The 17,705-nt window shown below is 56.9% G+C and carries 21 protein-coding genes; 7 read left to right on the top strand and 14 right to left on the bottom strand.

What is annotated here, in order from left to right:
• Positions 1–20: 20 nt before the first annotated feature.
• The 4 genes from hemW to EV102420_RS01725 are packed head-to-tail and all read right to left on the bottom strand — an operon-like array spanning position 21 to position 3,072.
• The gene (gene hemW / locus EV102420_RS01740) at positions 21–1,157 is read right to left on the bottom strand and encodes a radical SAM family heme chaperone HemW (RefSeq protein WP_042388135.1); all 1,137 of its coding nucleotides are present in this window, start codon (positions 1,155–1,157) and stop codon (positions 21–23) included.
• Positions 1,150–1,743, bottom strand: a complete 594-nt coding sequence (locus tag EV102420_RS01735; protein WP_042388133.1) for an XTP/dITP diphosphatase — start codon at positions 1,741–1,743, stop codon at positions 1,150–1,152. Before EV102420_RS01735 ends, hemW begins: the two co-directional genes overlap by 8 nt.
• Before the next feature lie 39 nt (positions 1,744–1,782).
• Positions 1,783–2,349, bottom strand: coding sequence for a YggT family protein (locus tag EV102420_RS01730; RefSeq protein WP_042388131.1), 567 nt, complete (start codon positions 2,347–2,349; stop codon positions 1,783–1,785).
• Positions 2,350–2,367: 18 nt separating this feature from the next.
• Positions 2,368–3,072: a YggS family pyridoxal phosphate-dependent enzyme gene (locus EV102420_RS01725; RefSeq protein ID WP_042388605.1), complete on the bottom strand. Its 705-nt coding sequence runs from the start codon at positions 3,070–3,072 to the stop codon at positions 2,368–2,370.
• A gap of 19 nt (positions 3,073–3,091) precedes the next feature.
• Between EV102420_RS01725 and EV102420_RS01720 the strand changes: the two genes are divergently transcribed.
• Complete coding sequence (locus EV102420_RS01720) at positions 3,092–4,084, top strand: type IV pilus twitching motility protein PilT (RefSeq protein ID WP_042388129.1); 993 nt, start codon at positions 3,092–3,094, stop codon at positions 4,082–4,084.
• 2 nt (positions 4,085–4,086) lie between these two features.
• Here EV102420_RS01720 and ruvX read toward each other — a convergent pair whose 3' ends face one another.
• The 8 genes from ruvX to hprR all read right to left on the bottom strand — a co-directional run bounded on the left by ruvX (position 4,087) and on the right by hprR (position 10,357).
• Positions 4,087–4,503, bottom strand: a complete 417-nt coding sequence (gene ruvX, locus EV102420_RS01715; RefSeq protein WP_042388127.1) for a Holliday junction resolvase RuvX — start codon at positions 4,501–4,503, stop codon at positions 4,087–4,089.
• Positions 4,503–5,066 carry a YqgE/AlgH family protein gene (locus EV102420_RS01710; RefSeq protein ID WP_042388125.1) on the bottom strand — a complete coding sequence of 188 codons (564 nt, stop codon included), beginning with the start codon at positions 5,064–5,066 and terminating at the stop codon, positions 4,503–4,505. Before EV102420_RS01710 ends, ruvX begins: the two co-directional genes overlap by 1 nt.
• 131 nt (positions 5,067–5,197) lie before the next feature.
• Positions 5,198–6,145, bottom strand: a complete 948-nt coding sequence (gshB, locus tag EV102420_RS01705; protein WP_042388122.1) for a glutathione synthase — start codon at positions 6,143–6,145, stop codon at positions 5,198–5,200.
• 31 nt (positions 6,146–6,176) lie between these two features.
• Positions 6,177–6,908, bottom strand: a complete 732-nt coding sequence (gene rsmE, locus EV102420_RS01700) for a 16S rRNA (uracil(1498)-N(3))-methyltransferase (protein WP_042388120.1) — start codon at positions 6,906–6,908, stop codon at positions 6,177–6,179.
• Between the two features lie 78 nt (positions 6,909–6,986).
• Positions 6,987–7,685 (bottom strand): deoxyribonuclease I, encoded by a 699-nt coding sequence (endA, locus tag EV102420_RS01695; RefSeq protein ID WP_042388117.1) that lies wholly within the window; start codon positions 7,683–7,685, stop codon positions 6,987–6,989.
• Positions 7,686–7,771: 86 nt separating this feature from the next.
• Entirely contained in the window at positions 7,772–8,281 is a 510-nt protein-coding gene (locus EV102420_RS01690) for a SprT family zinc-dependent metalloprotease (protein ID WP_042388115.1), read from the bottom strand.
• Between the two features lie 50 nt (positions 8,282–8,331).
• Positions 8,332–9,669 carry a heavy metal sensor histidine kinase gene (locus EV102420_RS01685; RefSeq protein WP_042388112.1) on the bottom strand — a complete coding sequence of 446 codons (1,338 nt, stop codon included), beginning with the start codon at positions 9,667–9,669 and terminating at the stop codon, positions 8,332–8,334.
• 7 nt (positions 9,670–9,676) lie between these two features.
• Positions 9,677–10,357 carry a response regulator transcription factor HprR gene (gene hprR / locus EV102420_RS01680; protein WP_042388110.1) on the bottom strand — a complete coding sequence of 227 codons (681 nt, stop codon included), beginning with the start codon at positions 10,355–10,357 and terminating at the stop codon, positions 9,677–9,679.
• Between the two features lie 133 nt (positions 10,358–10,490).
• Here hprR and hiuH point away from each other — a divergent pair, with 133 nt between their 5' ends.
• Positions 10,491–10,901: a hydroxyisourate hydrolase gene (hiuH, locus tag EV102420_RS01675; protein WP_042388107.1), complete on the top strand. Its 411-nt coding sequence runs from the start codon at positions 10,491–10,493 to the stop codon at positions 10,899–10,901.
• 54 nt (positions 10,902–10,955) lie between these two features.
• On the opposite strand, the gene galP is transcribed toward hiuH, so the two are convergent.
• Both galP and metK read right to left on the bottom strand, forming a co-directional pair.
• A complete protein-coding gene (gene galP / locus EV102420_RS01670) occupies positions 10,956–12,350 on the bottom strand; it encodes a galactose/proton symporter (RefSeq protein ID WP_042388105.1) in 1,395 nt (464 codons plus the stop codon).
• Positions 12,351–12,691: 341 nt separating this feature from the next.
• Positions 12,692–13,846: a methionine adenosyltransferase gene (metK, locus tag EV102420_RS01665; protein ID WP_042388103.1), complete on the bottom strand. Its 1,155-nt coding sequence runs from the start codon at positions 13,844–13,846 to the stop codon at positions 12,692–12,694.
• A 344-nt stretch (positions 13,847–14,190) separates the two neighbouring features.
• Between metK and yqgG the strand changes: the two genes are divergently transcribed.
• The 5 genes from yqgG (at position 14,191) to EV102420_RS01650 (ending at position 17,589) form a co-directional block, all read left to right on the top strand.
• Positions 14,191–14,334, top strand: a complete 144-nt coding sequence (gene yqgG / locus EV102420_RS22955) for a small protein YqgG (protein WP_419721304.1) — start codon at positions 14,191–14,193, stop codon at positions 14,332–14,334.
• A 93-nt stretch (positions 14,335–14,427) separates the two neighbouring features.
• Positions 14,428–14,559, top strand: a complete 132-nt coding sequence (yqgB, locus tag EV102420_RS21005; RefSeq protein WP_131405990.1) for an acid stress response protein YqgB — start codon at positions 14,428–14,430, stop codon at positions 14,557–14,559.
• A gap of 8 nt (positions 14,560–14,567) precedes the next feature.
• Entirely contained in the window at positions 14,568–16,544 is a 1,977-nt protein-coding gene (gene speA, locus EV102420_RS01660) for a biosynthetic arginine decarboxylase (protein WP_072015168.1), read from the top strand.
• A 218-nt stretch (positions 16,545–16,762) separates the two neighbouring features.
• Positions 16,763–17,107, top strand: coding sequence for a type II toxin-antitoxin system PrlF family antitoxin (locus EV102420_RS01655; protein ID WP_042388100.1), 345 nt, complete (start codon positions 16,763–16,765; stop codon positions 17,105–17,107).
• An 8-nt stretch (positions 17,108–17,115) separates the two neighbouring features.
• Positions 17,116–17,589: a type II toxin-antitoxin system YhaV family toxin gene (locus EV102420_RS01650; protein ID WP_042388098.1), complete on the top strand. Its 474-nt coding sequence runs from the start codon at positions 17,116–17,118 to the stop codon at positions 17,587–17,589.
• Positions 17,590–17,705: the final 116 nt, after the last annotated feature.

Here is a 17,705-nt window from a genome sequence, read left to right as displayed (position 1 = left end):
TCAGTACGAGCTCACACAGGCTATTCAGCGAGAAACAGCTCCAGCAGCGAGTTCAAAAACAGCTTGCCGTGCTCCGTTATCTGCCATGCCTCAGCGGACTCGGTGACATAGTTCAGCGCCAGGGCGCGCGCGATCTGCGGACGGATCGCCGACTCATCCAGCCCGGTGTAGCGGGTAAACTCCCCACGTGGCGCAGGCTCCAGCAGGCGAAAGCGGTTCATAAAGAACTCAAACGGCTTGTCGGCGGTGTCCACATCATGCTGCCGGTCGCGGTAGGTTCCCTGCATATAGCCCCGCGGATGGCGCGTTTTAGCGGTACGCAGAATGCGCCCATCCGCGAAGGTCACCTTGCCATGCGCGCCGCAGCCAATACCGAGATAGTCACCGAAGCGCCAGTAGTTCAGGTTATGCTGGCACTGGTAGCCCGGCTTCGCATAGGCCGAGGTCTCATACTGCTGATAGCCTGCCGCCGTCAGCAGCTGGTGCCCTTGCTCGAAGATCTCCCACAGCGAATCGTCATCCGGTAGCACCGGGGGACGTGAGCCGAACAGCGTGCCCGGCTCAATGGTCAGCTGATACCAGGAGAGATGCGGTGGGTTGAGCTCGATGGCCTGACGCAGATCGTCCAGCGCCTCTTCCAGCGTCTGATCCGGCAGGCCGTGCATCAGATCGAGGTTAAAACTGCGCAGCCCCAGACCCGTTGCCAGCCGGGCAGCGCGCTTCGCCTCCTCCGGACCGTGGATACGCCCCAACCGCGTCAGCTTGGCTTCGTTAAAGCTCTGCACGCCAATGGAGATACGGTTAACACCCGCCCGCTGGTAGTCGACAAAGCGGTCGGCCTCCACCGTGCCGGGGTTAGCTTCCATGGTGATTTCCGCGTCAGCGGCCAGATTAAGACGCGCCCGTACGCCGTCGAGCAGGGTCTGCATCGCCGGGCCTGAGAGCAGGCTCGGCGTTCCGCCGCCGATAAAGATCGTCTGCACCTCTCGCCCCTGTGCCCAGGGTGCATCAGCGTCGAGATCGCTCAGCAGATGCTGAACGTAGTCGTCATGGGGGACTTCGCCCTTTAGCGCGTGCGAGTTGAAGTCGCAGTAGGGACACTTCTGCACGCACCAGGGGATATGGATGTAAAGGCTCAGAGGTGGCAAATCAGCCATTACGCAGGGCTTCCAGTAACAGTTTCAGCGCCTGTCCCCGATGGGAGACGGCGCGTTTCTCGTCAGCGCTCAGTTCGGCAGCGGTTTTGCCTGCCTCCGGCACAACGAAGATAGGATCGTAGCCAAAACCGCCGTTGCCCGCAGGCGCACGGGCGATGGTACCCTGCCAGCTGCCGTGGCACACCAGCGGAGTTGGATCGTCAGCGTGGCGCATATAGACCAGCACGCAGTGGAACTGGGCCTGGCGCTCGCTGTCCGGCACGTCCTGCAGCTCCACCAGCAGCTTCTCCAGGTTCTGCTGGTCACTGGCGTCTGCCCCGGCAAAGCGTGCGGAGTAGATCCCCGGCGCGCCGCCGAGGGCGTCAACCGCCAGCCCGGAGTCGTCGGCAATCGCCGGCAGGCCGGTAACCTGCGCAGCGTGACGCGCTTTGATGATCGCGTTCTCGATAAAGGTCAGGCCGGTTTCATCGGCGGACTCCACGCCCAGCTCGGTTTGCGCCACCACGTCGAGACCAAAATCGTTAAGCAGCGAGGCCAGCTCGCGCACTTTACCGGCGTTGCCGGTGGCAAGAACAACTTTTTGCATAGTTAAATCCTGATTCATATAAACCGCGACCGATGGCGCTTACAGCGCCATCCACAGCCCCGGTAGCAGCATATTCCCCGTGCCCTGCAGCAGCTCGGCAATGCCCATATTGATTACATAGAGCAGCAGCACCAGGATCATCGGCGAGAAGTCGATCCCGCCCATCGACGGCAGCAGTCGGCGGATAGGGCGCAGCAGCGGCTCGGCGAGCTGCATCAGCACAAACTCAACTGGGCTGCGGCCCTGGCTGACCCAGCTCATGATGGCCATCAGCAGCAGCACCCAGAAGATCAGCTGGCCGATGGTCTTCAGCAGGATCAGCACGGCGGCAATCCAGATAATCGGCTGGAAGGTCACCACCATAAACAGCACGATAGCCTTAAGCACGCACAGCACAAAAGCCAGCAGCAACGAGGCGCTGTCGAGGGGGCCCATCGCCGGGATAATGCGGCGCAGCGGCCCCACCACCGGCTGGGTGATCTTCACGATAAACTGTGAGAACGGGTTATAAAAATCTACGCGGGCCCACTGCATCCAGACCCGTAACAGCAGCACCATCGTGTAAAGCTCAATTACCGTTGAGAGCAGGAAAGACAACGTCTTCATGGCGTTCCTCAGTTTTCCTTAATTTTTTGTATAGTCACGGGCACCAAATATGGCGGTGCCGATGCGTACCAGGGTGCTGCCCGCCGCGATGGCGGCTTCCATATCGTCGCTCATCCCCAGAGAGAGCGTATCTACCGTTGGGTAGCGCAATTTAAGCGCGTCAAATGCTACAGCCATTTGCTGTGCCACCGCAAACTGCCTTTCATAATTTGACACGGGAGCGGGGATCGCCATCAGCCCGCGCAGGCAGACGCCAGGCAGCTCGGCAACCTGATCGGCGAGGGCATCCAGCTCGGCAAGAGGAATGCCGGACTTACTCTCCTCATCGCTAATATTGATTTGAATCAGGATGTTAAGCGGAGGCATGCCCGCTGGACGCTGGTCGCTCAGACGGCTGGCGATGCGCAGGCGATCGACGGTATGACACCAGTCAAAATGCTCTGCCACCAGGCGGCTTTTGTTGGACTGCAAGGGGCCAATAAAGTGCCATTGCAGCCCGGTGACGCCCTGCTCCTGGAAGTGGCGAATTTTATCCACCCCCTCCTGAACATAGTTTTCGCCAAAAGCGCGCTGTCCGGCGTCGATAGCCTCTGCGACGGCGCTCGCAGGTTTGGTTTTGCTGACTGCAAGCAGAGCAACATCTTCTGAAGCACGGCCGCAGCGCAGCGCAGCGGCTGAGATTTTGTCCCGGACCTGTGCCAGGTTATGCGCGATATCGTTCATCTTTTCCGGAGGCTTAATCATGGATATGGAAGACATAGTGGCCCTTAGTGTAAAGCATAACGTTTCGGATCTACACCTGTGCAGCGCCTGGCCGCCGCGCTGGCGCAGGCAGGGTAAGCTTGAAGACGCTCCGTTTCCGCCGCCGGATATCGAGGCGATCCTCCGCGACACGCTGACGGACGAGCAGCAGGGAGAGTGGTGGGCCAACCGGCAGGTAGACTTTGCCCTTGCGCTGGCGAGCCAGCAGCGGCTGCGGGCCAGCGCCTTTATGCACCATCACGGTATCTCGCTGGCGCTGCGCCTGCTGCCCGCTACGTGCCCAAAGCTCTACGCCCTGGATACGCCGCCTGCGCTGGAGCAGATCCTGGCCTGCGACAGCGGGCTGGTGCTGGTCACCGGCGCAACCGGCAGCGGTAAATCCACGACCCTTGCGGCAATGGTCGACTATCTCAACCACCGCCTGGCAGGGCACATTCTCACCCTGGAGGATCCGGTGGAGTTTGTTCATCAGGGCGCACAGTGCCTGATCGAGCAGCGGGAGATAGGCCAGCACTGCCCGTCGTTTGCCGACGGCCTGCGCGCCGCGCTGCGAGAGGATCCGGACGTCATTTTAATCGGCGAGCTGCGGGACAGTGAGACCATTCGTCTGGCGCTCACCGCCGCCGAGACCGGGCATCTGGTGCTGGCCACGCTGCACACCCGGGGGGCGGCGCAGGCGGTAGAGCGGCTAATCGATACCTTTCCGGCCGAGGAGAAAGTCTGGGTGCGCAGCCAGCTGGCGGGCAGCCTGCAGGCGGTGCTGGCACAAACGCTGGAAGCCGATAAGCAGGGCGGACGCGTGGCGCTGTTTGAACTACTGGTGAATACCCCGGCGGTGGCGAACCTGATCCGCGAGGGCAAAACCCACCAGCTTCCCGGCCTGATGCAGACCGGGCAGCATGCGGGGATGCAGACCTTCAGCCAGAGCCGTCAGCAGCGGGTCGCCGCCGGGCGGCTGGCAGAGAAGGGTTAAGATCAGACGTGCTGTTCGAAATAGCTTTCGAGAATGATCACCGCCGAGGCGGAGTCAACGCTGCCCTTGTTCAGCGCCCGGTAGCCGCCGTGGGCGAAGAGTCCTGAGCGCGCCTCAACGGTGCTCAGGCGCTCGTCGTGCAGGGCAACGCGGACCCCGAAGCGGCCGTGGATCTTATTGGCAAAGTTGCGCGCCCGGGCGGTCAGCAGCTGTTCGCTGCCGTCCATGTTTAGCGGCAGACCGACCACCACCTCATCCGGCTGCCACTCTTTAAGCAGACGCTCAATCAGGTTCCAGTCCGGGGTGCCGTTTTGCGCTTTCAGCGCCGTCAGCGGACGGGCGGTGCCGGTGATACGCTGGCCAATCGCCACGCCGATGCTTTTGGTGCCGAAATCAAAGGCTAACAGAGTGCCGCTCATCAGGCGTGTCCCGCCACACCGGGCATGGTGGAGATATCAATGCCGATCAGCTTTGCCGCATCGCGCCAGCGGTCGGCGATAGGCGTTTTGAACAAGATATTCTGGTCTGCCGGGGCGGTGAGCCAGGCGTTGTCGAGGATCTCCTGCTCAAGCTGGCCTTTTTCCCACGAGGCGTAGCCGAGAGCCACCAGCACATCGGCAGGCTGCTCGTCAGTGCCGAGCGTCTCCAGCACGTCCCGGGAGGTGGTGATCACCGTGTTATCCGAGATGCGAATGCTTGAGGAGAATTTTGCTGGCGGCGTATGCAGGATAAAGCCGCGATCTTCTGCCAGCGGGCCGCCAAGCAGTACCGGCTTATCCAGACGGATCGCCGGATTACGCCCTTCGGGCTTGATCTTGAGCTTGTCCAGTACCCCTTCGACCTTCAGGTTCTCCAGCGGCTTATTGATGATGATCCCCATCGCGCCATCTTCGTTATATTCGCAGATATAGACCACGGCACGGCGGAAGAAAGGATCCTGGAGAGCAGGCATGGCAATCAAAAAGTGATGCTGTAAATTCATTGTCAGGGTTCTGTTCCTGGTCAAAAAGCGACAAGTACCCAGTATGCGGTGAAAGCACCCGCTTTGCTATCCCTGCGGATCGCAAATCCGGGTCCTTCACCTGCAAACAGGCCGTTACGGGCGTGCTGAATTTAGTTGCCGAGACGCTTTTCAATCGCGTCCATCAGCATACCGGTAATGGAGACCGGGAACTCCGCTTCGATTTCACGAATGCAGGTCGGGCTGGTGACGTTAATCTCCGTCAGGCGATCGCCGATGATATCCAGACCCACAAAGATCAGCCCTTTGGCTTTCAGGGTAGGCGCGACGCGGCGGGCGATATCCCAGTCGCTGTCACTGAGCGGACGCGGTTCACCACGACCCCCTGCGGCCAGGTTGCCACGGGTTTCGCCGCCCTGCGGAATACGCGCCAGGCAGTAGGGAACGGGTTCGCCATCGACAACCAGCACGCGCTTGTCGCCGTCTTTGATCGCCGGCAGATAGTTCTGCGCCATGCAGTAACGGGTGCCGTGCTCGGTCAGCGTTTCCGTAATCACCCCGAGGTTTGGATCGCCCTCTTTCACGCGGAAGATCGACGCGCCGCCCATGCCGTCCAGCGGTTTCAGGATGATGTCGCTGTGCTTCTGCCAGAATGCCTTAAGCTGCGCTTTGTTGCGGGTCACCAGCGTTTCCGGGGTCAGCTCCGGGAACCAGGCGGTGAACAGCTTCTCGTTGCAGTCGCGCAGGCTCTGCGGCTTGTTGACGATCAGCGTGCCTTTCTCTTCCGCGCGCTCCAGAATATAGGTGGCGTAGACGAATTCGGTATCAAACGGCGGATCCTTACGCATCAGCACGACGTCAAGATCGGCCAGCTCGATATCCTGCTCGCCGTTGAACGTATACCACTGGTCATAGTTCTGCTCGACGCTCAGGGTACGCGTGCGGGCACGGGCCTGGCCGTTGATCAGATAGAGATCCGCCATCTCCATATAGTGCAGCTCATAGCCACGACGCTGGGCTTCCAGCAGCATGGCAAAGCTGGAGTCTTTTTTGATGTTAATGCTTGCGATGGGATCCATCACAATGCCGAGCTTAATCATTCGCTTTCTCCGTTTAAACCTGTAGCCAGTCTTACCCCAAATCACCGAAACGCACCTGGAGTGCGGTAATGGCGGTGAGCGCGGTGGTTTCAGTGCGCAAAACGCGTGGTCCTAACAGGATATCAGTAAACTGATAGTCTGCGGTCATGGCGATCTCGTTCGCCGTCAGGCCGCCTTCCGGGCCAATCAGCAGCCGCACGCGCTCAACCGGGAGCGGCAGCGTATTGATGCTGGCGCTGGCGCGCGGATGCAGGTTCAGCTTCAGCCCCTCATCAGGCTCGGCGCACCAGGCCTCCAGATCCATGGCCGGACGTATCTCCGGGATCCGGTTGCGGCCACACTGCTCGCAGGCAGCAATCGCAATTTTCTGCCACTGCTGGATCTTCTTATTCAGGCGTTCAGGATCCAGTTTAACCCCGCAGCGCTCAGAAAAAAGTGGCGTAATGAGGCTTACGCCCAGTTCGATCGATTTCTGGATGGTGAATTCCATCTTTTCGCCCCGGGACATCACCTGGCCAAGATGAATATGCAGCGGCGACTCCCGATCGTCGATTTCACCGGCGATCAGGTTCACCACCACGCTTTTCTTATCGGCACGCACGATCTCAGCCTCAAAAAGCTGGTTGCTGCCGTCGAAGAGCTGCAGGGGTTGGCCTGTGCCCATGCGCAGCACGCGACCGACGTGGTTGGCCGCATCGTCGCTTAGCGCAACCTGCTGGCCAACGGTGAGGAGTTCAGGGTGATAAATGCGGGGTTTACGCATGAAAACATCGTCCGGGATAGAGCGTGCGGCAAGGCTGCCGCACGGTTAACAAGATGGCGCTAGTGTAGGTTAGCTCTTTCACTCCTGACAAGCGCGCTGCACGTAGGGATTGGGGTTGCCTTGAACCTTATTGATACGCCTGTCGCGCTCGCACTCCCAGGGCGTGACGGGATAGATCTTGTTCCAGGCCTCAAACAGCTGCGTTTGCTGGCGGGAGAGCGACAGCGAATAGCGATCGCGCATATAGAAGTAGATGCGGGCGATGGCCCCGCGGGCACGGGCAGGTGGCTCGGCCAGCTTCTCTTTGAAGTCGACCTTCATGTCACACTGGCCGTACTGACCCTCGCCGCCGTTCCACTGGCTGTACATAAAGTTGCCGCGATCGCCGTTGACCTCGCCGACGGCGGGCTGCAGGTTGTGCATGTCGCTCTCCATCTGGCGATAGACCGGATCCTTCGCACAGTTTTTACGTCCGCCGTCCTGCCAGCACTGGCGCTGGTGGCCGAACTGCCAGGCGGGCACAACGTGCTCCCACTCGATACGGCTGGCGCGGTTGGCATTTTTACGCACCTTATAGCCGCAGGAGGCGAGATCGACGACGCCTTTCTTGCCCTGCCAGATAATGGTGCAGCCGCAGTAGAAATCCCCCGGCGCGTCGGCGTTGATCTTTACGCCTGCCGCCTTGGCCTGGGCGAAACTGTGAATACCCTCGGCCAGCGCAGAATGGGAGAGGCTCGCGGCCAATAGGGTAAGGGTAAGAAGGTAGGGGCGGGACATGACAAACTCCATTGCATAAGATCGTCGCACCCTAGCGAATGCGGTTCTCAGATGCAATCAGTCAGTTCAAAAAAGCGTTTGCTTGTTCAGGCCGATGCCGGTTCGGCAACCAGCGGCTCGCCGCAGTGGACGCAGCGGTAGACCGCTTCGCCGCGCAGGATGCGGTTATGGCGGCGCACGGTCAGCTGATGCTGCTGGCAGGCGCAGCGGTAGGGCCACGTGTTCTGCCGTACCGAAGCCAGCTCAAACTGGTGGGTGCGGCGGGCAGGGACGCCGAGCACGCTCTCCATCATCCACTTCCACTCTTTGCCGTGCGGCGCAACGCGGCCAAAATGCTTCCACACCAGCAGGTGCGCCAGCTCGTGCGGGACAACTTCGTCAATAAACGCCTGCTGGTTCTCCAGCAGCAGCACCGGATTCAAACGGATCTCATAGCTGGCCAGCCAGGCCGTACCCGCCGCCGCGCCGCGCTGCTGATAGACCAGCGTGGGTTCCGGATAGTGACGTTCAAGGTGGCGGTTGGCCTGGGCAAGCTTGTCCCGCAGGCTGCGCATAACGGCCTGCTGGAGGGCGATGGGGATACGGGGTGTTTTCATAACGCCAGAGAATAATCGCTAAAAAAAGCGGCTGCAACAGAACCCGTTGCTCAGGCAGGAAAACGCAGGGAGAAGATATGCTCCCCCTCGGCAAAGCGGTACTCTGCCGAGCCTCCGTGCAATTCCATAATCGCTTTCACCATGGATAACCCCAACCCATAGCCGGAGGAGTGGCGGGCATTATCGCCTCGCCAGAAACGGTTAAATAGCTTGTCCGGCGCATCCAGTTCGGGGCCGGGGTTAATCACTTCAACAACTGTTTCACTTTCTCTTGCCCACGTATTTATGCGGATCGCCGCATTTTCCGGCGAATAGCGCACCGCATTGCTGAGCAGATTTAACAGTACTCGCTGGAGCAGTATCCGATCGGCCTGAAGCGTGCCCTCGCATGCGGTGACGAAGGTGATATTTTTTTCGTCGGCCTCATACTCCAGGAAATCGATAAGATTACCTATCGCCTCAGCAGAAGAAACAGGCTCTTTTTTAAGCAGAATATTATTATGCTCGGCGCGGGCGAGGAAAAGAATATTTTCAGTTAAGCGGGAAAGCCCCTCAAGCTCTTCAATATTATTCGCCAGCGCCTGCTGATATTCATCAATGGTGCGCTCTTTATTGAGCACCACCTGGTTATGGCCAAGCAGAATATTGACCGGCGTACGTAATTCATGGGCCAGATCGTCAGCAAACTGATTAAGCCGGGTAAAATCGTTATCCAGTTTCTGACGCATAATATTCAACGCGCTACCCAAGGGCTTCAGTTCAATAGGCAGGGTCTTTTCATCCAGAGGCTGGCTAAGACCGCGACTGTCTATATTCGCCGTCAACCGGCTCAGAGCATGAATAGCTTTCAGGCCGTTTCTGATCAAAAGCGGGCTTAGCGCAGAGCAGAGCAGAATAGCGATAATGCAAATCATGATGCTGTTATCGCGATACTGTTCAAGCATATATTGTCGCTCTGACGCCAGCCTGGCGACGGTAATAGTCACAGGCTGGTCATAGCTGAGCGCGGCGATCCGCACCGCTGAAAGCTGTGTGCCTGCGATATCGCGTTTGGCGATCGTCTCTAAATCAGGCTTTTTCAGCGATGGCAGGGCATCCAGCAGGGAGGGATCCACGCCCGTATGATTGACGGAAATATTCCGCGCGTCGGGGGAGTGGATGAGCAGAATATCCTGACGGGTATCCATCATCCGGTTAAAATAGAGCGGAAGATTTTCTGCTTTGGCACCATCAAGTAACAGCTGCCTGATCTGCTCAGCGCGGTTAATCAGGGTGATATCATCCCGCCACGTTAATTCGTGGCTTAGCGCCCGGTATAACGTCCAGCTTACGCCGGTGCAGGCCAACGCCATCACCAGCACAAAGGATAGCGTCAGGCGTAACGTCATTGATAACTCAGGTTTCACTGTCTTCATCTGCCCCGAATCTGTAACCCATGCCTCTGACGGTGCCGATCAATTTAGTCGTAAAAGGATCGTCAACTTTTGCCCGCAGGCGGCGAATGGCAACATCAACCGTGTTGGTTTCACTGTCAAAATTAATTCCCCATACCTCGCTGGCAATCACCGCGCGGGGAATAATTTCGCCGACCCTGGAAACCAGCAGCCACAGCAGGAGAAACTCCTTGCGGGTTAGCACAATTGTTTTCCCATCACGGGAGACGCTTTGCTTAACGGAGTCCATCTCCAGCCCGTGAGATTTCAAATGCGTATGGGCAACGGGATTATTTCGCAGCTGGGTGCGTACCCTGGCTAATAGCTCAGCAAAGGAGAAGGGTTTAACCAGATAATCATTGGCCCCCAACTCCAGCCCTTTGACTCTGTCCTCGACCGCATCCCGCGCGGTAAGGCAAATAACCGGTGTTTGATGCGCCGTTCTTATTGCCTTCAGAACCTGCCAGCCATCCAGTCCCGGCAGCATAATATCTAAAATAATCAGCGAATAGGGCTCATGCAGCGCGAGGCGTAGTCCGTCTCTGCCGTCGCTTACCGTATCCACGACATAGCCCGCCTCGGTCAATCCCTGACTGACCCAGTCGCTGGTTTTTTGATTATCTTCAATCAGTAGAATCTTCATGGATTCACTATGTCATAAGCAGCAGGCGAGGGGTAAAAATATCATCAAAGATGACGAAATTGTAATCCTCCTGTCAGGTTAACAGCGCGCGGGTCATATACATTTCAGGTACCAACTTGAACTGGAGCAACACATGAAAAAGTACATCCTGAGCGCAGCGATGCTCGCTGTTATTTCCGCATCTCCTCTTGCGATGGCGGCGGCCAACAATATTCTGAGCGTGCATATTCTCGATCAGCAAAGCGGTAAACCTGCCTCCAACGTTGAGGTGGTGCTGGAGCAGAAAAACAACGATGGATGGCAAAAACTGAATAGCGGCTATACCGACAAAGATGGTCGAATTAAAGCGCTATGGCCGGAGCAGGAAGCGAAACCGGGTGATTACCGCGTGACGTTTAAAACCAAGCCCTGGTTTGACAGCAAAAAGCAGGAGAGTTTTTTCCCGGAGATCCCGGTTGAATTCCACATCAGCAAAACAGATGAGCACTATCACGTTCCGTTGCTGTTAAGCCCGTATGGCTACTCAACGTATCGGGGAAGTTAATCTCGGCGGGTGAGGTAAAAAAGCTTCCTCTCAGGCGAGAGGAAGCTCATTAGGTTAGTTGCTTGCGCCAATCTCGCGCAGCTTACGTCCTTTCATCAAGTTACGCTCGATGTGTTCCAGCGAGACATGCTTGGTTTCCGGTACCAGCCACAGGGTCAGGACAATGAACAGCACGTTCAGTCCACCGTATACCCAGAAGGTGTTGGCGTTGCCCAGCGAGTTGAGCATGGTCAGGAAGGTCGCGCCGACAATCATATTGGCGATCCAGTTGGTCGCGGTAGAGCAGGTGATACCGAAATCACGCCCTTTCAGCGGCTGGATCTCAGAGCACAGTACCCAGATCAGCGGACCGGCGCTCATAGCGAAACCAATGATAAACATCAGCAGCATCGCGACAGCAAAGTACTGCGCCGTTGGCGAGTGAATACCGATGTGCATCATGGTACCCAGAATACCCATACCGGCAGCCATCACCAGGAAGCCCAGCACCAGCGTTGGCTTACGGCCCCAGCGATCCACCAGTCCGATAGCGATAAAGGTCGCCAGCACGTTGGTCAGGCCAACAATAACCGTACCCCACATCTGCTCAGTGGTATTAGTGTAACCCGCCAGCTCAAAGATTTTCGGCGCGTAGTACATGATGACGTTCATCCCGGTGAACTGCTGCATCACCTGCAACAGCACGCCAAGGAATACCGCGCGGCGGAAGTTGCTGTTCTCTTTAAACAGCGCCCAGCCACTCTGTTTTACCTTTAAGCTTTCACGGATCTCATCCAGCTCGTGCTTGGCTTCGGCGCTGGTATCACGCAGGCGCAGCAGCACGCGCTCGGCATCGTGGAAGCGGCGTTTGGCGGCAAACCAGCGCGGGCTATCCGGCAGGAAGAAGACGCCAATCAGCAGCAGGATGGCCGGAATGATGATCACGCCAAGCATCCAGCGCCATGCGCCGCTGTAGCTAAAGGCGGTATCGGAGAGGTAGGCACCCAGAATACCGATGGTGATCATCAGCTGGTACATCGAAATCATACTGCCGCGGATCTTCTCCGGGGCGATCTCAGAGAGGTAGAGCGGAGCAGTGTAAGAGGCCACGCCGACCGCCAGCCCCAGCAGCACGCGGGAGAGGATCAGCACTTCAACGTTGGGCGCAGCCGCGGAGAAGAGCGAGCCGAGCACAAACAGGATCGCGCCAATCATCAGGCTCTTTTTACGGCCCAGCTTGAAGGAGAGCCAGCCGCTGCCGACGGCACCGACAGCGGCACCAAACATCATGGAGCTCACTACCCACTCTTGCATATGTGAACTAATCTGGAACTCGTCAGCGATAAAGGGCAGCGCGCCCGCAATAACGCCGATATCAAGGCCGAAAAGCAGTCCGGCCAGCGCGGCGAGAAAACAGACAAAGAACGTCATTGCCTTGTTCGAGCGCCCCGATTTTTTATTGTCAGGCATTCTGCCCTCCAGTTGGGTTATCAATTTTAACGGTATAAAGGTTAGGTTAGAGCTGCGTAAAAAGATGTGAACCTAATCACACCAGTGTAATCGGTTACACTAGGCTCAAAGATTGTCACTAGAAAGTAACAAGACAAATCATAGAGTTAATGAATAGTAGCGTAATCTTGTGTAAAGGGAGTCAGACTATACCGAAATATTATGTAACAAACCCGCCTCGAACAGCATTTTGCCTAATTTGGCCAAATGGGCCCGCGATGAGTGCGTGTAATCGTTATCAATAGAGCGGTATAAAAAAGGCCAGCACGAGGCTGGCCTGGGGGAGAGGAGGGACGTCTGGTTTATTTCAGGCCAGCGGCGTCACGCAGTACGGCAGCTTTGTCGGTTTTTTCCCACGGGAAGTGTTCGCGACCAAAGTGACCGTAAGCGGCAGTCTCTTTGTAGATCGGGTGCAGCAGATCCAGCATCTGGATCAGACCATACGGACGCAGGTCGAAGAACTCGCGCACCAGCAGAGTCAGCTGCTCAGAGGCGATCTTCTCGGTGCCGAAGGTTTCCACCATGATAGAGGTCGGCTCGGCCACGCCGATGGCGTAGGAGACCTGAATTTCACAGCGGTCCGCCAGGCCAGCAGCAACGATATTTTTCGCTACGTAGCGCGCCGCGTAGGCCGCAGAGCGGTCAACCTTGGAAGGATCTTTACCGGAGAACGCGCCGCCGCCGTGACGGGCCATGCCGCCGTAGGTATCCACGATGATTTTACGGCCGGTCAGGCCGCAGTCGCCCATCGGGCCACCGATAACAAAGCGGCCGGTCGGGTTGATAAAGAATTTGGTAGAGGTGTTCAGCCACTCTGCCGGCAGAATAGGCTTGATGATCTCTTCCATCACGCCTTCCTGCAGCGATTTCTGGTCGATATCTTCTGCATGCTGGGTAGAGAGCACTACCGCGTCGATGCCGACAATTTTGCCGTCATCGTACTGGAAGGTCACCTGGCTCTTTGCATCCGGGCGCAGCCACGGCAGAGTACCGTTTTTACGCACTTCAGCCTGACGCTGCACCAGACGGTGGGCGTAGGTGATCGGCGCTGGCATCAGCACGTCGGTTTCGTTAGTGGCATAGCCAAACATCAGGCCCTGGTCGCCTGCACCCTGCTCCAGCGGATCGGCACGGTCAACGCCCTGGTTGATATCCGGAGACTGCTTACCGATAGCGCTCAGTACCGCACAGGAGTTCGCGTCAAAGCCCATATCCGAATGGACATAGCCAATTTCACGCACGGTGTTACGGGTAATCTCTTCGATATCAACCCATGCGCTGGTGGTGATCTCACCGCCGACTAAAACCATGCCGGTTTTAACGTAGGTTTCACACGCCACGCGTGCTTTCGGATCCTGCTCAAGAATTGCATCCAGAACCGCGTCGGAAATCTGGTCAGCGATTTTGTCAGGATGCCCTTCGGAAACTGACTCGGACGTAAAAAGGTGTTTTGCCATGTTCTCTTCACCCTGGGGGAAATTTTGTTAGCTCAAACGCTATGCCTGTATGGGCCTTTATGAGGCGTGCAGGTTAGTGGCACAGGAAGTCTGAGAGTTAATCAGTATGGATGGATTAACATCTGGACGGCTATTTTAGGTTACTTCTTGACCCTGTTTCCAGCATTTTTTGATATTCATCGCACTATGGGTGAAATTGATGCTGTCACTTTCTCTACGCGCACGGCAAAACGGGCTTTTTTATTTTGCATTTTCACCCGGTTATCGGTATAAAACGCCGCACGCGGCTTGTATGCCTTGACCAGCCGCTAACCAGCTGGTTGGCGTGGAGGTGATACCCAATAATGAACCGTTGTTTACTGCTAAATCTGCCGCGCCGTTCTGGCCTGCACGCATTTCCCGCTACCCGCAAATCTACTCTGCAAACCTGCCGATGTTATACCCATTTCGGCGCTTCTCAGGACTCCAGGGCCGGTTACGCCTGGTGACACCGAACAAGGGCGCTCTTGTTAATTCAGGAGTTTTCTCGTGGTTTCGCCGAACCTTGTCATACAGAGTTCGGATACGTGTTTTACAATGATATGAACCAGAAACCGGTCGCACGGCCCACGCTTCAGCATAATACGCTGGATAACCGGGCTGTTTATGGGTTGTTATCGCCGTTCCTAATCGCGATAGTAGTCAACTGTTTTACACTTACTAATACAATTTGAGGTTCGCTATGTCTGACGACATTTCTTCGGTTTCGCCTTCGTCAGCGGGCGAACAGGGTGTACTACGTTCCATGCAGGAGGTAGCGATGAGCTCCCAGGAAGCCAGTAAAATGCTGCGCACATACAATATTGCCTGGTGGGGCAATAACTACTACGACGTCAACGAACTGGGCCACATCACCGTCTGCCCCGATCCTGACGTACCGGATGCGCGCGTTGACCTCGCTCAGCTGGTAAAAGCCCGTGAGGCCCAAGGGCAACGCCTGCCTGCGCTGTTCTGCTTTCCGCAGATCCTACAGCACCGTCTGCGCTCAATTAACGCCGCGTTCAAGCGTGCCCGTGAGTCCTACGGCTATAAGGGCGACTACTTTCTGGTCTACCCGATCAAGGTTAACCAGCACCGCCGCGTTATTGAATCCCTGATCCACTCCGGCGAGCCGCTGGGCCTTGAGGCCGGTTCGAAAGCGGAGCTGATGGCGGTTCTGGCGCACGCGGGCATGACCCGCAGCGTTATCGTCTGTAACGGCTATAAAGACCGGGAATACATTCGCCTGGCGCTGATCGGCGAGAAGATGGGCCATAAGGTCTATCTGGTCATCGAGAAGATGTCTGAAGTCGCCATCGTGCTGGAAGAGGCTGAGCGCCTGAACGTGGTGCCGCGCCTCGGCGTGCGTGCGCGTCTGGCATCGCAGGGCTCCGGCAAGTGGCAATCCTCCGGCGGCGAAAAATCCAAGTTCGGCCTCGCGGCTACGCAGGTGCTGCAGCTGGTAGAGATCCTTCGTGAGCGCGGACGCCTCGACAGCATCCAGCTTCTGCACTTCCACCTCGGTTCGCAGATGGCGAACATTCGCGATATCGCCACCGGCGTGCGTGAATCGGCCCGTTTCTACGTTGAGCTGCACAAGCTGGGCGTGAATATCGAATGCTTTGACGTGGGCGGCGGCCTGGGTGTGGACTATGAGGGCACCCGCTCCCAGTCTGACTGCTCGGTCAACTACGGCCTGAACGAGTATGCGAATAACATCATCTGGGCCATTGGCGACGCCTGTGAAGAGAACGGCCTGCCGCACCCGACGGTGATCACCGAGTCGGGCCGCGCCGTGACCGCGCACCATACCGTGCTGGTGTCGAACATCATCGGCGTGGAGCGCAACGAATATACCGAAGCGACGCCGCCTGCTGAGAATGCGCCACGCGCTCTGCAAAGCATGTGGGAGACCTGGCAGGAGATGCACGAGCCCGGTACCCGTCGCTCGCTGCGCGAGTGGCTGCACGACAGCCAGATGGATCTGCACGATATTCATATCGGCTACTCCTCCGGCGCATTCAGCCTGCAGGAGCGCGCCTGGGCAGAGCAGCTCTACCTGAACATGTGCCACGAGGTACAGAAGCAGCTGGATCCGAGCAACCGCGCGCACCGTCCGATTATCGATGAGTTACAGGAGCGGATGGCGGACAAAATGTACGTCAACTTCTCGCTGTTCCAGTCGATGCCGGATGCATGGGGTATCGATCAGCTCTTCCCGGTGATGCCGCTGGAAGGACTGGATAAGATCCCGGAACGTCGCGCGGTGCTGCTGGACATCACCTGCGACTCCGACGGCGCGATCGATCACTACGTGGACGGTGACGGGATCGCCACCACCATGCCGATGCCGGAGTACGATGCTGACAACCCGCCGCTGCTGGGCTTCTTTATGGTGGGCGCGTACCAGGAGATCCTCGGCAACATGCATAACCTGTTTGGCGATACCGAAGCGGTTGACGTATTTGTCTTCCCGGACGGCAGCGTCGAGGTGGAGCTCTCCGATGAAGGGGATACGGTGGCGGATATGCTGGAGTACGTGCAGCTCGATCCGAACACGCTGCTGACCCATTTCCGCGACCAGGTGAAGCAGACCGGGCTGGACGATGCGCTGCAACAGCAGTTCCTCGAAGAGTTCGAAGCTGGCCTTTACGGCTACACCTATCTCGAAGACGAGTAATCTCGTTTGCCCGGCGGCCAATGCGCTGCCGGGCATCTCCTGCCTGTTTTTCACTCCTGGTTAGCTTTCATCTTTGGTAATGCATATGCATTGCAATGCACTTGCATTGCTTTTGCCGGTGAGCTACTCTTTGCAACACGGGAAACCGTCAATGCTCGCTATCTTTTATTGTTGTAGTAGCTATGTAAACTTGACTCGTTAGAGCGGAGCAAACCCAAATGAACCTTTTAACTCAAGCCGGAGTGTCTCTGCGTGCGTCTTCAAAACTCACCACTCGCAGCCAGACGACTATCCCTGCTTCAGTTAGAGACGCGATGAAGTTAAAACCTGGGGAGGAGATAGAATATGCTGTGCTTCCCGATGGTCAGGTGCTTATGTGTCGCAAAAATTCTGCGGAAAATGAAGATCCAGTAATAGGCTCTTTCCTGCAATTTCTTGAGAACGATATGCAAGAAAATCCAGGCCGCATTAAACCGTTACGCGCTTCACTTCTGGCGCGCGCGGAGTCTTTAACTGCTGATATGGATATCGACCTCGACGCTCCGCTTACTGATGAAGAGTAAGTGGACAAATGAACGGAAAGACGACCGAAATTAATGGTTGGAAGTTGTATACCCACCCCTGCTTTGATTCACAACTTGAAGCGCTGGTGGCGCAGGTAGAAGAGCTTAAGCAAAAGAACCCAGATAACTATCAAAAGAAAGCCGCCACGAAATTGCTCGCCGCGATTTTGAAGGTTATCAACATGGAAATCTGCGGCAACCCAATGGACGCCAGGTTCAGGCAAGGAGATACGCTGGGGGAAGAGAATAAACACTGGTTTCGTGCCAAGTTCCTTGGCCAGTACCGGTTGTTTTTTCGATTCAGTGAGCAGCATAGAACCATTATTCTGGCGTGGGTAAACGATGAATCCACCAGGCGCGCCTACGATCACAAACGTGATGCATACAAGGTATTCAGCGCAATGTTATCCAGCGGCCACCCACCGAGCGACTGGGATCGGCTGTTAGCAGAGAGCAGCACCGAAAAGCGCGTCATAGAGTGAATATTGCGTACCTAAACTAAAGCCCGGCACTGCTGGGCTTTTTTGTTGAGTGGCAAAAATCTTTTCCCCGATCACAAAACCCTACAGCCAGAGTGTGAGCAGCATCACCTGAAATC

The sequence above is a fragment of the Pseudescherichia vulneris NBRC 102420 genome, from assembly GCF_000759795.1.
Taxonomy (GTDB): Bacteria; Pseudomonadota; Gammaproteobacteria; order Enterobacterales; family Enterobacteriaceae; genus Pseudescherichia; species Pseudescherichia vulneris.
This window is presented reverse-complemented; position numbering and strand designations above follow the sequence as displayed.

Bases quoted from the DNA above. Each gene is read 5' to 3' on its own strand.
- EV102420_RS01725 (WP_042388605.1), bottom strand. From the start codon at position 3,072: ATGAACGATATCGCGCATAACCTGGCACAGGTCCGGGACAAAATCTCA.
- hemW (WP_042388135.1), bottom strand. From the start codon at position 1,157: ATGGCTGATTTGCCACCTCTGAGCCTTTACATCCATATCCCCTGGTGC.
- EV102420_RS01655 (WP_042388100.1), top strand. From the start codon at position 16,763: ATGAACCTTTTAACTCAAGCCGGAGTGTCTCTGCGTGCGTCTTCAAAA.
- EV102420_RS01650 (WP_042388098.1), top strand. From the start codon at position 17,116: ATGAACGGAAAGACGACCGAAATTAATGGTTGGAAGTTGTATACCCAC.
- yqgG (WP_419721304.1), top strand. From the start codon at position 14,191: ATGAACCGTTGTTTACTGCTAAATCTGCCGCGCCGTTCTGGCCTGCAC.
- hprR (WP_042388110.1), bottom strand. From the start codon at position 10,357: ATGAAGATTCTACTGATTGAAGATAATCAAAAAACCAGCGACTGGGTC.
- metK (WP_042388103.1), bottom strand. From the start codon at position 13,846: ATGGCAAAACACCTTTTTACGTCCGAGTCAGTTTCCGAAGGGCATCCT.
- galP (WP_042388105.1), bottom strand. From the start codon at position 12,350: ATGCCTGACAATAAAAAATCGGGGCGCTCGAACAAGGCAATGACGTTC.
- EV102420_RS01690 (WP_042388115.1), bottom strand. From the start codon at position 8,281: ATGAAAACACCCCGTATCCCCATCGCCCTCCAGCAGGCCGTTATGCGC.
- EV102420_RS01730 (WP_042388131.1), bottom strand. From the start codon at position 2,349: ATGAAGACGTTGTCTTTCCTGCTCTCAACGGTAATTGAGCTTTACACG.
- speA (WP_072015168.1), top strand. From the start codon at position 14,568: ATGTCTGACGACATTTCTTCGGTTTCGCCTTCGTCAGCGGGCGAACAG.
- EV102420_RS01710 (WP_042388125.1), bottom strand. From the start codon at position 5,066: ATGAATTTACAGCATCACTTTTTGATTGCCATGCCTGCTCTCCAGGAT.
- rsmE (WP_042388120.1), bottom strand. From the start codon at position 6,908: ATGCGTAAACCCCGCATTTATCACCCTGAACTCCTCACCGTTGGCCAG.
- hiuH (WP_042388107.1), top strand. From the start codon at position 10,491: ATGAAAAAGTACATCCTGAGCGCAGCGATGCTCGCTGTTATTTCCGCA.
- gshB (WP_042388122.1), bottom strand. From the start codon at position 6,145: ATGATTAAGCTCGGCATTGTGATGGATCCCATCGCAAGCATTAACATC.
- EV102420_RS01685 (WP_042388112.1), bottom strand. From the start codon at position 9,669: ATGACGTTACGCCTGACGCTATCCTTTGTGCTGGTGATGGCGTTGGCC.
- EV102420_RS01720 (WP_042388129.1), top strand. From the start codon at position 3,092: ATGGATATGGAAGACATAGTGGCCCTTAGTGTAAAGCATAACGTTTCG.
- yqgB (WP_131405990.1), top strand. From the start codon at position 14,428: ATGAACCAGAAACCGGTCGCACGGCCCACGCTTCAGCATAATACGCTG.
- endA (WP_042388117.1), bottom strand. From the start codon at position 7,685: ATGTCCCGCCCCTACCTTCTTACCCTTACCCTATTGGCCGCGAGCCTC.
- EV102420_RS01735 (WP_042388133.1), bottom strand. From the start codon at position 1,743: ATGCAAAAAGTTGTTCTTGCCACCGGCAACGCCGGTAAAGTGCGCGAG.
- ruvX (WP_042388127.1), bottom strand. From the start codon at position 4,503: ATGAGCGGCACTCTGTTAGCCTTTGATTTCGGCACCAAAAGCATCGGC.